Annotated in this window: 12 protein-coding genes and 1 tRNA gene; 7 read left to right on the forward strand and 6 right to left on the reverse strand. The window is 68.9% G+C overall.

What is annotated here, in order from left to right; all coding sequences use genetic code 11:
- Positions 1 to 66: 66 nt before the first annotated feature.
- Together TR33_RS18855 and TR33_RS18860 are read right to left on the reverse strand one after the other, a co-directional pair.
- Positions 67 to 765, reverse strand: coding sequence for a response regulator (locus TR33_RS18855; RefSeq protein ID WP_014912466.1), 699 nt, complete (start codon positions 763 to 765; stop codon positions 67 to 69).
- Positions 762 to 1,952: a sensor histidine kinase gene (locus TR33_RS18860; protein ID WP_014908148.1), complete on the reverse strand. Its 1,191-nt coding sequence runs from the start codon at positions 1,950 to 1,952 to the stop codon at positions 762 to 764. The genes TR33_RS18855 and TR33_RS18860 overlap by 4 nt, the downstream gene beginning before the upstream one ends.
- Positions 1,953 to 2,076: 124 nt before the next feature.
- On the opposite strand from TR33_RS18860, the gene phoU reads away from it, so the two are divergent.
- The 3 genes from phoU (at position 2,077) to ispF (ending at position 4,160) form a co-directional block, all read left to right on the forward strand.
- Positions 2,077 to 2,739: a phosphate signaling complex protein PhoU gene (gene phoU, locus TR33_RS18865; protein ID WP_014912175.1), complete on the forward strand. Its 663-nt coding sequence runs from the start codon at positions 2,077 to 2,079 to the stop codon at positions 2,737 to 2,739.
- A gap of 436 nt (positions 2,740 to 3,175) precedes the next feature.
- Positions 3,176 to 3,658 carry a CarD family transcriptional regulator gene (locus TR33_RS18870; protein WP_014910398.1) on the forward strand — a complete coding sequence of 161 codons (483 nt, stop codon included), beginning with the start codon at positions 3,176 to 3,178 and terminating at the stop codon, positions 3,656 to 3,658.
- A gap of 31 nt (positions 3,659 to 3,689) precedes the next feature.
- Positions 3,690 to 4,160 (forward strand): 2-C-methyl-D-erythritol 2,4-cyclodiphosphate synthase, encoded by a 471-nt coding sequence (gene ispF, locus TR33_RS18875; RefSeq protein ID WP_187294578.1) that lies wholly within the window; start codon positions 3,690 to 3,692, stop codon positions 4,158 to 4,160.
- Between the two features lie 298 nt (positions 4,161 to 4,458).
- On the opposite strand, the gene TR33_RS18880 is transcribed toward ispF, so the two are convergent.
- Entirely contained in the window at positions 4,459 to 6,306 is a 1,848-nt protein-coding gene (locus tag TR33_RS18880; protein WP_042284518.1) for a DUF2637 domain-containing protein, read from the reverse strand.
- 293 nt (positions 6,307 to 6,599) lie between these two features.
- Between TR33_RS18880 and cysS the strand changes: the two genes are divergently transcribed.
- The 3 genes from cysS to TR33_RS18895 all read left to right on the forward strand — a co-directional run bounded on the left by cysS (position 6,600) and on the right by TR33_RS18895 (position 9,354).
- A complete protein-coding gene (gene cysS / locus TR33_RS18885) occupies positions 6,600 to 8,000 on the forward strand; it encodes a cysteine--tRNA ligase (RefSeq protein WP_014908988.1) in 1,401 nt (466 codons plus the stop codon).
- A gap of 169 nt (positions 8,001 to 8,169) precedes the next feature.
- Positions 8,170 to 9,135 (forward strand): 23S rRNA (guanosine(2251)-2'-O)-methyltransferase RlmB, encoded by a 966-nt coding sequence (gene rlmB / locus TR33_RS18890; protein ID WP_017533145.1) that lies wholly within the window; start codon positions 8,170 to 8,172, stop codon positions 9,133 to 9,135.
- A gap of 146 nt (positions 9,136 to 9,281) precedes the next feature.
- Positions 9,282 to 9,354: transfer RNA gene (locus tag TR33_RS18895), tRNA-Thr, on the forward strand.
- A gap of 136 nt (positions 9,355 to 9,490) precedes the next feature.
- Here TR33_RS18895 and TR33_RS18900 read toward each other — a convergent pair.
- The gene (locus TR33_RS18900) at positions 9,491 to 10,318 is read right to left on the reverse strand and encodes a helix-turn-helix domain-containing protein (RefSeq protein ID WP_267880663.1); all 828 of its coding nucleotides are present in this window, start codon (positions 10,316 to 10,318) and stop codon (positions 9,491 to 9,493) included.
- Positions 10,319 to 10,417: 99 nt separating this feature from the next.
- Positions 10,418 to 10,582: a hypothetical protein gene (locus TR33_RS26950; protein WP_017533146.1), complete on the reverse strand. Its 165-nt coding sequence runs from the start codon at positions 10,580 to 10,582 to the stop codon at positions 10,418 to 10,420.
- A 297-nt stretch (positions 10,583 to 10,879) separates the two neighbouring features.
- On the opposite strand from TR33_RS26950, the gene TR33_RS26690 reads away from it, so the two are divergent.
- Positions 10,880 to 11,155 carry a hypothetical protein gene (locus tag TR33_RS26690; protein WP_159068803.1) on the forward strand — a complete coding sequence of 92 codons (276 nt, stop codon included), beginning with the start codon at positions 10,880 to 10,882 and terminating at the stop codon, positions 11,153 to 11,155.
- 48 nt (positions 11,156 to 11,203) lie between these two features.
- Here TR33_RS26690 and TR33_RS18905 read toward each other — a convergent pair whose 3' ends face one another.
- Positions 11,204 to 12,430, reverse strand: coding sequence for an FAD-dependent oxidoreductase (locus tag TR33_RS18905; protein ID WP_042284487.1), 1,227 nt, complete (start codon positions 12,428 to 12,430; stop codon positions 11,204 to 11,206).
- Between the last annotated feature and the right edge of the window lie 232 nt (positions 12,431 to 12,662).

Raw genomic sequence — 12,662 nt, forward strand, 5'->3', positions numbered from 1 at the left:
GGGTCGGAAAGAGAGGAAGAACGGGGAGACGGCGGCACGGGAGACCCGAGGGCCCCGGGCCGGGGGTCACTCCGCTTCGACGGTGACCGGCTCGAACTTGTACCCCAGGCCGCGCACCGTCACGATGTAGCGCGGGTGGCTCGGGTCCTCCTCGATCTTGGCGCGCAGGCGCTTGACGTGCACGTCGAGGGTCTTGGTGTCCCCGACGTAGTCGGCGCCCCACACGCGGTCGATGAGCTGCATACGGGTGAGCACCCGGCCCGCGTTGCGGAGGAGCACCTCCAGCAGTTCGAACTCCTTCAGCGGGAGCTGTACGTTGTCGCCGCGCACCGTCACCACGTGCCGCTCCACGTCCATACGGACGGGGCCGGCCTCCAGGGCGGCGGGAAGGACGACGTCGTCCTCGCCCCGACGACGCAGCACCGCGCGGATGCGCGCCACGAGCTCGCGGGAGGAGAACGGCTTGGTCACGTAGTCGTCGGCGCCCAGCTCCAGACCGACGACCTTGTCGATCTCGGAGTCCTTGGCGGTGAGCATGATGACGGGGACGTTGGACTTCTGCCGGAGGGTCCGGCAGACCTCCGTGCCGGAGAGCCCCGGCAGCATGAGGTCGAGCAGTACCAGGTCGGCCCCGGTCCGGTCGAAGGTCTCCAGGGCCACGGTGCCGGTGGGAGCCACCGCGACCTCGAAACCCTCCTTGCGCAGCATGTACGACAGGGCGTCGCTGTAGGACTCCTCGTCCTCTACTACGAGTACGCGCGTCACTGTGCCGTCTCCTGGTGGTTGTCGTTCCGGGACACGTCGATCTCCCGGCTCTCGGGTCTGGGCAGACGTAGAGTGAACGTCGACCCCGACCCCTCCTTGCTCCACACGGTCACTTCTCCACGGTGGTGGGTCATGATGTGCTTGACGATCGCCAGGCCCAGCCCGGTACCACCGGTGGCCCGGCTTCGAGCGGCGTCCACACGGTAGAACCGCTCGAAGATCCTTTCCAGGTCCTGCTGGGGGATGCCGATGCCCTGGTCGGCGACGCTGATGTCGATGCTCGACCGGGAGGTGCCCACGGACACCGCCACACGGGTGTTCTTCGGACTGTAGGCGACGGCGTTGGTGATGAGGTTGCGCAGGGCGGTGCCCAGCATCGCCTCGTCGCCGAGCACGGTCAGCCCCTCGGCGCCGCTGCCCACCAGTTCGATCCCCTTGGCGTCGGCCGGCATGCGCACCGCGTCGATCGCCTCTTCGACGACCGCCTCCAGGTCCACGGGCGCCGGTTCCGCGATGGGCTCGGCGCCCTGGATGCGGGAGAGCGTGATGAGGTCCTGGATGACCGCGGTCAACCGGGTGGCCTCGGTCTGCATGCGCGCGGTGAACCGACGGACCGCCTCCGGGTCGTCGCTGGCGTCCTGCACGGTCTCCGCGAGCAGGGACAACGCCCCCACGGGGGTCTTCAACTCGTGTGAGATGTTGGCCACGAAGTCGCGGCGGACCGCCTCGACCCTTCGGTGCTCCGTCTGGTCCTCGGCCAGGACCAGCACCAACCCGGTCCCGCCGAGTGGAGCGACCCTTACGGCGAAGGACGTGGCGTCGGGGCCGAACTTGCGGACGGCCACCTCGATGTCGGTCTCGCGGATGACCCCGTCCCGCCGGACCTTGCGGGCCAGCGAGAGGAGTTCGCCGATGACCAGCTCCTCACCGCGTACGAGCCCGAAGGCCCGCGCGGCCGAGGAGGCGCGCAACACCTTGTCGCCGGAGTCCAGGACCACGGCGGAGGAGGGAAGCGCTGAGAGCACCTCGGCGATACCGGGCGGGAGCGCGCCCCCCTCCTGGGAGGGGCTCGGCTCCAGGCGTCCGGATCGCGTACGGAAGAGCGGACCGGCGACCGCGGCACCGATGACGATGCCCAGGACGAGTCCGATGATGCCGGTCACGGCGGCGAGAAGTTCCCCTTGCACGATTCGATCGTAAACGTGCCGACTGGGGCTTTACCCGGTCAGGGCATGTGACACAACCGAGGTTCTTCCATCGTTCACCGATTCTTGGCCGATCCTTCAGATCGGCACTGCGAACATGGGGGACATGCGCGATACGTACCATGAGGACCTCGACAGCCTGGGCGAACGCCTCGTCGAGATGACCAGGCTCGCCAGGCACGCCATCGCGCGTGCCACGACCGCCCTGCTGGACAGCGATCTGACGGCGGCGCAGGAGGTGATCTCCGGTGACGAGGCGATCAACCGCCTGGACCAGGAGATCGAGGACACCGCCTTCAGTCTGATGGCCCGACAGCAGCCGGTCGCCTCCGACCTGCGCACGATCATCACGGCCCTCTACATGCGCGGTGACCTGGAGCGGATGGGGGACCACGCGGTCCACCTCGCCAAGATCGCCCGGCGCCGTCACCCCGACTCGGCCATCCCCAAGCCGGTCCGTTCGATCGTCCTGGAGATGGGACACCAGGCGGAGCTGCTCGTCACCAAGGCCGGCGAGGTCATCACCGAGAAGGACCCCGACACCGCCCTCGAACTCGACAAGGACGACGACCGGATGGACCGGTTGCGTCGCAAGTTGTTGCAGCGCATCCTCGCCCCGGAGTGGGAGTACGGGGTGGAGGCGACCATGGACGTCACCCTCGTCGGTCGGTTCTACGAACGCTTCGGTGACCATGCCGTGCACGTGGCCGACAACCTGGTCTACATGGTGACCGGAGAGAAACGCGAAGATTACGAACCCGAGGCCTGACCGCGGGTGCGTCGATGGGCCCTGGGACCTTCGGGTTCCGGGGCCCTCGGTGTTCTCGGAGCGGCCTGGGAGGGCGGATCGACGAGGGCGTGGTGGGGGTGTGGGGCGCGGTGGGACACGCCCGGGAGATCCGGCCGGGTCAATGGAGGGTCACCCCCGTCCGAAATCGTGACGTAGATCGCGATGGGGCCTCGCGGAGGGTGTCCGGAGGGAGGGCGAACCCTATCCGAAGACTATCTCCGCTTCGTCACGATCCGGCTGAACAGAGGGGGTTCCGGCCCTCTCGGAAGTGCTCTGACCAGGTCTCGGAGACTCCTCGGGTACACTTTGTCAAGCCCTGAAAAGTGTGGCTTGACCTGCATGTTCGCAAAGCTAATAGGTACGTTAAGTCACAGATTCATGGTATCCTTGTGGTAGCGGAAGGGGTACCTGTCACATGGCTTTCAAGGTCGGCGACACTGTTGTCTACCCCCATCATGGGGCTGCTCGTATTGAAGCGATCGAGACTCGCGCCATTAAGGGCGAGGAGAAGACCTATCTCGTTCTGAGGGTTGACAAAGGCGATCTGACGGTGCGCGTGCCGGCCGCGAACGCCGAGGAGGTCGGCGTTCGTGACGTGGTGGGGCAGGAAGGCCTGGACAAGGTCTTCGAGGTGCTGCGCGCGCCGCACACCGAAGAGCCCACCAACTGGTCCAGGCGTTACAAGGCGAACCTGGAGAAGCTGGCATCGGGCGACGTCAACAAGGTCGCCGAGGTGGTTCGCGACCTGTGGCGCCGGGACAAGGAGCGCGGTCTGTCCGCCGGCGAGAAGCGGATGCTCGCCAAGGCGCGGCAGATTCTCGTCAGCGAACTCGCGCTCGCGGAAAAGACCAACGAGGACAAGGCGGAAGCCCTCCTCGACGAGGTTCTGACGAACTGATACTCGCGGAATCACGTAATTCATGACGAAAATGCCTCGGGTGGGCGTCGGGACGGACGTCCACCCGTTTTCTCCTGGAAGAACACTTTTTCTCGCCGGTCTGGAATGGCCGGGAGAAGACGGTGTCAGCGGCCATTCCGATGGTGATGTCGCGGCCCACGCGGCCTGTGACGCTTTGCTGTCCGCGTGCGGCCTCGGAGACCTCGGGACCAACTTCGGCACCTCCGATCCCCGGTGGAAGGGCGCCTCGGGCGCGGCCCTGCTCACCGAGACCGTCGCGCGTGTGCACGCGGCCGGTTTCGAGATCGGCAACGTGGCCGTGCAGATCATCAGTAATCGTCCCCGGTTCACGCCCCGGCGTGACGAGGCGGAGAAGACGCTCTCCGAGGTCGTGGGGGCTCCCGTGAGCATCTCCGCGACCACCACCGACGGTCTGGGCCTCACCGGCCGCGGCGAGGGCATCGCGGCGGTCGCGACCGCCCTCTGCGCGCCCAGGGACTGACCGGACGATCGTCTCCGATGGGGGCCGTGCCCACCCGGCACGGCCCCCATCGGTGTGTCCGGACCCGGTATCCGGTCCACGGCCTGAGAGTCCCCGCCTACGCCCGAAACCCCTGGCCGCGTGGGGTGGGGCTCTGAGGTCGGGGTGCTCGTGCACAGGCTGTGGACGAGGCGAGGGGATCGCCGTCGCGCCGGCCCGCCGCGAGGGCCACGAGGTGTTCCCCCTTCGGGTCGCGGGGAGGGAGCGGACACACGTCGGCCCCGGCGCCCTGTGGCGGGCTCCGGGGCCGAAGAGGCGATCAGTGGTCCTCGGGCGGCAACGGCTCACTGCGCACCCGTCGGGACGGGGGACCCGAGGCGAAGTCCGGCATGGGCGGTCGCGGCGGTTTGAGCACCATGGGTCGCTTGCGCACCGGCACGGCGGGCTCGGAGGCGGTTCTCGGGGCGGGCCGGGGCTCCGGCTCCGGAGCGGGGGGTTCTTCCCGCTCGGGCTCGGGTTCCCGAGCCCGCTCCGCCGGTTCGGCTTCGGCGGGCCCGCTCGATGTCTCCGAGGTCCGCTCCGGATCCGGGTCCTCCTCCGGCTCCGGCCGCTTGGCCCCGAGGCGGAAGGCGGCGCGCACCGTGGGACCGGTGTCGTGATCCAGGGTGAGAGGGACGTTCGGGTCCTCGACCCGCCCCAGGGGCTCGACCGGCGGAACGACGTCCTCGTCCTCCGTGGCGGAGGAGCCGTCCTCGGGCGGCGTCCAGACCGGAGGGACGTAGTCGGCCAGGATCGACCCCGGTCCTTCGGCGGACGGGGGCTCCCACAGCGGCTCGTCGTCCTCGGGGTCGGCCGCGTCCGAGGGCGTGACCGACTCGACCTCGTCCGTCGACTCCGGACGCTCCTCGACCTCGGAACCCTCCTCCGCGACGGGGGCCTCCCACTCGGCGGGCTCCGGTTCGGCCGCCACCGGCGCGAGCGGAGGCGCCTCGGCCTCGTCCGAGACGGGATCGCCGACCTCGGGTTCGTGGGCGAACCCCTCGTCGAGACGGTCGTCGAACACCGGGACGTCCCGGTCGTCCTCGACCCGTTCCTCCGGTTCGGGCTCGGCCGCCGCGCGGGGCGCGGGCACGCTCTCGTTCCCGATCGGCTCCGGAGGGGGAGCGGCGGCCCCCGGCACGACCGGAGGCTCCTCGGCGGCCCGCTTGATCGGGTTGTCGCCCGTGCGGGAACGGCGGGGCAGGGGGACCATGGGTGCGCCGGCCCGTTCCTCGTCCTCAGCGGGAGCGGTCTTCTCGACCGGGGCCTCGACCCGGACCGGGGCGAGGGGCTCGGTGTCGGCGACGGTCTCGGCCGGTCGCTCGTCCTCGGCGGGCTCCGGGGCCGGGATCGGCTCGGTGGGCGCCTCGGAGTCGACGCTCTCGGACGTGTCCGGCTCACGCTCCTCCGGCACGTCCTTCCGAGCGGGCTCGGTGGACTCGATCACGGGCGGAGGCGAGATCCGCGAGCGGCTCTCCTCGTCGGACTCGGCGGCCGTCGGCGCGGGTTCGTCCCGTTCCGGTTCCCGCCCCAGGTCCAGCAGCCGGGTCTTGAGGGGCGGGGCCTTCCTCGCGGGCTCCGGCCTGGAGGTACCGCGCACGACCGTGGCGCGGTCGTCCGAGGGGACCGGGCGGGGTCGGGAGCGGCGGTTCCGCCGTCGGATGTGGGCGCGGACGGCGAGCCACAGCAGGAACGCCACCAACAGCGCGGCCAACGGGGCCACGGCCACCACCACGCGGAGCGCGCCGGGCGAGTTCTCGGCGATGGTGTCGACGCGTCCCGTGTTGTTGAGGATCATCGGCACGGCGGCGGCCAGCATCAGCGCGGGGATCACGCCGAGGTCGACCCACAGGCGTTCCCGTGGCGGTGCCGTGCGCAGCACGTAGCTCACCCAGAAGGCCATGAGGACCAGCAGGGTGAAGGTCACCGGGAACACGTGGGCCAGCGGGCTGTCCTCGTGCACGATCACGGCGAACGCGTAGATGCCTTGGTAGGCGAGGATGAGGGCGCACAGGGCGATGACACTGACGAACAGCGCGCCACCGACGAGAGCACCGGCTCCCGTGCCGCGACCCGCACTCCGACCGTTACGTGTCCCTGTCTCGGGGGCGTTGTTGTAAGGGGCCATCGTCACCGCAGCGTAGTCCAGGCGGTGGCACTAACACGAGATTCCGGCCGATTCCGGCTGCTTCCCGACCTCCGGAAGGAGGGGTGTTCTGTCCTGTTATGGAGTCATTGGCAGTGGGTGGTGAGTCGAGTCGAGGGGAAGTCGCCTTGGACGCGGGTGGCATCTCACATCCGAGCGGGCCGGATACGGTTCGGCATATATGGGGGCTCGGGGCTGTCCAGAGCGGATCGGGGTCGATCGGTGTTCCAGGTTTGTGACGCGCTCGTGAGGGGAAAGCGGTTAGTCTTGACAGCGTGAGTCTGCGCTTCTATGACACCAGTGCCCGACAGGTCCGCGAGTTCTCCCCACTCCGCGAAGGGTGTGCCTCCCTGTACCTGTGCGGTGCCACGGTGCAGGCTCCTCCGCACATCGGTCACATCCGCTCCGGAGTCAACTTCGACATCCTGCGCCGATGGCTGACCCACCTCGGCTACGAGGTCACCTTCTGCCGCAACGTCACCGACATCGATGACAAGATCATCGCCACGGCGGCGCGGGAGGGCGTCCCGTGGTGGCAGGTGAGCGAGCGCAACCAGCGCGCCTTCACCCACGCCTACGACGCCCTGGGCTGCCTGCCGCCCACCGTCGAGCCGCGCGCCACCGGCCACGTGCCGGAGATGATCGAACTGATGCGGCGCCTCATCGACGCGGGGCACGCCTACCCCGCCGACGACGGTTCCGGCGACGTCTACTTCGACGTCGGCTCCTACCCGGCCTACGGGGAGCTGTCCAACCAGCGCCCGGACCAGGTCGTGGAGGCCGCCGACACCGACCGCGAACGCGACAAGCGCGATCCCCGCGACTTCGCCCTCTGGAAGGGCGCCAAACCGGGGGAGCCCAGCTGGGAGACCCCGTGGGGACGCGGCCGCCCCGGCTGGCACCTGGAGTGCTCGGCCATGGCCACCAAGTACCTGGGGCCCAGCTTCGACATCCACGGCGGCGGCCTGGACCTGGTCTTCCCGCACCACGAGAACGAGCAGGCCCAGTCCCGGGCCGCCGGCGACGGCTTCGCCCGGTACTGGCTGCACAACGGTCTGCTGGCCGTCGGCGGCGAGAAGATGAGCAAGTCCCTGGGCAACTCGCTGCGCATCCCGCAGATGTTGGAGAAGGTCCGCCCGGTCGAACTGCGCTACTACCTCGGTCAGGCGCACTACCGCTCCACCATCGACTACTCCGACGCCGCGCTCCAGGAGGCCGCCTCGGCCTACCAGCGCATCGAGGGCTTCCTGACCCGCGCGGTCGAGGTCCTGGGCGAGATCACCCCCGCCGCCGAGGTGCCCGAGGCCTTCGCCGAGGCGCTCGACGACGATCTCGGGGTCTCTCAGGCCCTGGCGGTGGTCCACGGCCACGTGCGCGAGGGCAACACCGCCCTGGCGGCCGGTGGCAAGGAGCGTGTCCGGGAGCTGGCCTCCGAACTGCGCGTCATGCTGGGCGTGCTCGGACTGGACCCGCTCAGCGACCAGTGGGCCTCCGAGGGCCAGGGGCTGCGCGAGGTCGTGGACGCGCTCGTCGCCGTCGCCCTCGAACAGCGCCAGGCGGCCCGGGGCCGTAAGGACTACGCGGCGGCCGACGCCATCCGCGACCGGCTGACCGAGGCCGGCGTGGTGGTGGAGGACACCCCGCAGGGCCCCCGCTGGGACCTGCGACGCGGCTGATCGCGCCGACGGACGGGGCCGGGACGACCTCCCGGCCCCGAACGACGCGTGCGGTGGCACGCGACCATTAGGCTGGGGGTTTGCGCCGCCGCCCATCGGCGAGACGGCGACCCATCGGCCGGAAGAGTTCTTCCGGCATGCTCGCGACACGTATCAGGAGGCGGCGACCATGCCGGCGAAGAAGAGCAAGAAGGGCCCGACCAAGGGCAGCGGCGGTAAGAACCGGCGTTCACTCGAACCCAAGAGCGGTACCCTGCCCGCCGAGCAGCGTCACTGGTACGAGGGCAAGCAGCGGCACAAGGCCGCCAAGCGTCCCGCCGGCGGCGAGGGCCGCGGGAGCGGGCGTCAGCAGGAGCGTTCGCCCAACCGCCCGGACAACTCCGACCTGCTGATCGGACGCAACCCGGTCGTGGAGGCGCTGCGCGCCGGCATGCCGGCCACCCGCCTCTTCCTGTCCAACAGCCTCGACCCGGACGACCGCGTCAACGAGGCCGCCAAGATGGCGGGCGCCCAGGGCGTCGACGTGCAGGAGGTGACCCGCACCGAGCTGGACCGTCGCTGTGAGAGCAACGGTCTGCCCGGCGCCGCCCACCAGGGCATCGTGCTCCAAGTGCGGCCCTACCAGTACTGGGCGGCCGAGGGGCTGCTCGACCGGGCGCTGGAGTCCGACACCCCGCCGCTGATCGTCGCCCTGGACGGGGTCACCGACCCGCACAACCTGGGCGCCATCGCCCGCTCCGCCGCGGCCTTCGGCGCGCACGGCCTGCTCATTCCGGAGCGTCGCGCCGCCGGTGTGACCATGACCGCGTGGAAGACCTCCGCGGGCACCCTGGCCAGGCTGCCCGTCGCCCAGGCCACCAACCTCACGCGTGCCCTGGAGGCCTACAAGAAGGCCGGGCTGTTCGTCGCCGGTCTGGACGCCGATGGCGACATCCAGCTTCCCGACCTGGACCTGGCCACCGGGCCTCTGGTGATCGTGGTCGGCGCCGAGGGCAAGGGGCTGTCCCGACTGGTGCGGGAGACCTGCGACGTGATCGCGAGCATCCCGATCAGCGGCGCGGAGTCCCTGAACGCCTCCGTGGCCGCGGGTGTGTCCCTCTACGAGGTCGCCCGTCACCGTGGCGGCAAGGCCTAGAGATCGAACCGGCCCGGCTCGTGTCGCACGATCCGGGCCGACGCGCCCTCGGTGATCGGCGGCGGAACGAGGTCGAGTAGGACACTCGTCGTCGGAGCCGGTACCATTCGGGTGGACACTCCGGAGCCACAGGGCTTCGGCTGTCGGCCGACGTAGCTCAATTGGCAGAGCAATCGCCTTGTAAGCGATAGGTTAGGGGTTCAAGTCCCCTCGTCGGCTCTTCTCATGCCCGGCCTTTGTTCGGGCCGCGCCCCGCCCCGCGTATCGCCGGTGGCGGTCGTGTCCTTTCTCGGCGAGGGTCCGGTAGGGCCGCTCGCGGCCCCGGCCACCGCCGGGGCCGCTCCTCGGATACGGCTCAGTCGGTGTCCTTGGCCAGTGCGGCGATCAGTTCCAGGCTCTCCGTCTCGGGCAGGGCCGTCTCGACGAGGTCCTCGTAGATGGAGATGTAGGACTTGACCTCGGGTGTCTCGATGACGTTCACCGGTTTGGTGACGGTGTCGATGTAGACGTAGGAGTCGTCGAAGATGGTGAAGCCGTGCGGGAGGACCGGGTGCGGGACCCAGAGCGGGATCACCATGAGACCGATGGTGGGGTAGGTGCCCAGGTGCAGGAGACGTTCGTACTGGGTCCGCATCGTCTCCGAGGTGCCGAACGGGCGGCGTAGCGCGTATTCGGTGATGACGAAGCTGAAGCTCCGCTGTTTCTCGAAGAGGATGTTCTGTCGTTCCATCCGCAGGGCGATGCCCTCGGACACCTGTTCCGGGGTGATCGTGGGACTGGCCCGGATCACCTCTTCGGCGTAGGCGGCCGTCTGCAACAGGCCGGGGATCACGTCCAAGTGATAGCCGCGACGCCTGAGCGCCTCGCGTTCGAGATCGCGAACGTAGATCTGGCGCGGGCCTTTGCGCTCTTCCAACCACCGCCAGCTGCTGACGCCGACGTCGAGCTCGGTGAGCTCCGACGCCAGGCCCTCCTTGATCGCCGCGGTCGCCCCGTAGGTGGTGAGCAGGCGGGTGAGGAGCTCGTGCGACGGTCGGATGTGGCCGTTCTCGACGCGCGAGATGGTGGACTGGTCGGTGCCCGCCAGTTCGGCCGCCTCTCGGCCGCTCATGCCTGCTTCACTGCGCAGATTCTTCAGTTCTTGCCCGAATTGCCTTTGCCGCTTCCTCCGGTACTCACCCATTGAGTTCTGTCTGCTCTCCGCTATGCGTCCAGGTGGGGGCCCGCCTCCGTCCTGGGCATGATGGCCAGACGGGCCCCGCCCCTCCCGAGAGCCAGGGGATCACAGACCCCGCAGGATCTCCGCGGGCACCTCGATGACCGTTTCATGCTCGGGAGTGGGCATCGAGTCAACCGTAGCGCCTTGCACGAGGAATGTCCCCTTGTCGGTGCGGAACACCTTGGGGCAGCCCCCGTTTTCGCAGCCTCTAATCTGCTTCACCTGCATGGTCTCTTTCCTTTCCAGGCGTGGAGGGTAACTGATGATTAGAGAAGCATATTTCTCTTGAGGTTTCAATGTTTTCTACATGTTGGCAGTTAGAAGACTTGTAGAGTGCATACCTAAGGGTCGATGTTCGATTCTTGCGTTTACATCGATGTTGTTCATGTGATACCTGTGACCTACACCGGGGGGTGTTCCATGGGTGCTGTGGAGAGGTGGCTCGACCCGAGAGGCGATCCATCTCGGCAGGTCAGACGTTTTCTGGCCGAGAAACTGGGGCCCGGAGGGGAGGACTCGATCTGGTTGACGAGTCGGGTTGCCGAGGAGGTGGCCGGCTCGGGGGGAGTTCCCTGGAAGGTGGGCATGCGCAGAAGAGGGAGATGCGTACTGACCTGCCTGGACTATCGGCTGCCCTGGTCGGGAGGGGCCGGGAGCGGACCGGTGTTGTCCTCGGGGCTGATCCTCCTCCTCGCCAGGAGCACCGGCCGGTGGCGTCACTCGGACCATCCGCGTAAGGGCGTACGAACCCTGTGGTTGGAGATGGAGCTGGAGGGGCTCCGTTCCGAGTCGGCCGCGTGAACGGGCCCGTCGTCCGCGTCTTCGTGCGGACGGCGGGCCCCGCGCGGGTCAGCGCATCGCGGCCGCGGGCGGGCGTTCTCGAAGGGCCCCGTAGCCGAGGAAGTAGGCCGGAACGCGGCGGGCCCAGGGCAGGTGTTCGACCACGCGCAACGGAGCGGGCGGTTCCGTCGAACGCAGGTCGAGGCGTCCTTCCAGCGCGGGCAGGATCATCCTGCGGTGCGCCACGCGCTGGAAGCCCTGCACCAGGACCGTGACGGGCTGTCGCCGTCGCTGGACCGCCGCCACGTCGTCCCTGGTGACCCGGCCGCGGCGTAGCGGTGCCTGGAGATGGCGGGCGGTGGCGACCGCGTCCTGGATCGCCAGGTTGATGCCGATCCCGCCCACCGGCGACATCGCGTGCGCGGCGTCGCCGATGCACAGCAGGCCGGGGGTGTGCCAGCGGCGCAACCGGTCCACGCGTACGTCCAGCAGCTTCACGTCGTCCCAGTCGGCGACCAGGGAGCGCCCCTCCAACCAGGGGAACTGTCGTACGAGGGTCTCGTTGAACTCCTCCAGCGGGTGCGAGCGGTTCCGGGAGTCGGTGCCCTTGGGGATGATCGCCGCCGCCTGGTAGTAGTCGCCCCGGTCGATGAGGAGGCTGAACCTCCCCTCGCTCATCCGCCCGATGCCGCCGTCGGGGTCGTCGTCGTGGCGGGGCAGTCGGAACCACTGCACGTCCATCGGTGCGGAGAAGTCCCGTAGGCCCAGTCCGGAGAGCCCGCGCGCCAGGGAGTCGCGGCCGTCGCAGGCCACGGTGATGGTCGCGCGTATCTCGCCGGTCTCCCCGTCGCGGGTCCGGTAACGCACCCCGTTGATCCGGCCGCCCTCCTCGATGAAGGAGGTCGCCTCGGTGTTCATGCGCAGGGTGAAGCCGGGCTCTTCGGCCGCGGCCCCGGCCAGGAGGTCGAGCAGGTCCCACTGGGGGACCATCGCGATGTGGTCGTACGGGGCGGGCAGCTGGGTGAAGTCGGCCAGAGTGACCCAGCGGTCCTCGACGCCGACCGGGAGCCGGGCGCGGTCCAGCCGTCGTTGGGGCAGGCGCGAGAACTCCTCGGAGAGGCCGAGTTCGTCCAGCAGACGGAGGGTCGAGGGGTGCACGGTGTCGCCGCGGAAGTCCCGAAGGAAGTCGCGGTGCTTCTCCAACACGGTCACTTCGACGCCGCATCGGGCCAAGAGCAGGCCGAGCACGATCCCGGCCGGTCCTCCTCCGATCACGCAGCAGGTCGTCCGGGTCATGAGATCACCTCGACTGTGATCGACGGGTTCCGGATCTCCAACGTACAGAGCGTGGTGGTCGGTGTACAGGAGGCCGAGGCCCTCCCGCGGGGCCCGTGGGCCTCTGGTCGCGTCCTTTGAAGAGGAGACGGTGTCGATTCTTCTTGAACAAGACGAATCAGACTTTCCTAACGCGGGCTCGGAGAGCCTCGCCAAGAATTTTCAGGAAGTTCCACTGCGCTCGTGAGCAGTA

It is taken from the genome of Nocardiopsis alba (genome assembly GCF_000710955.1).
Classification (GTDB): Bacteria; Actinomycetota; Actinomycetes; order Streptosporangiales; family Streptosporangiaceae; genus Nocardiopsis; species Nocardiopsis alba.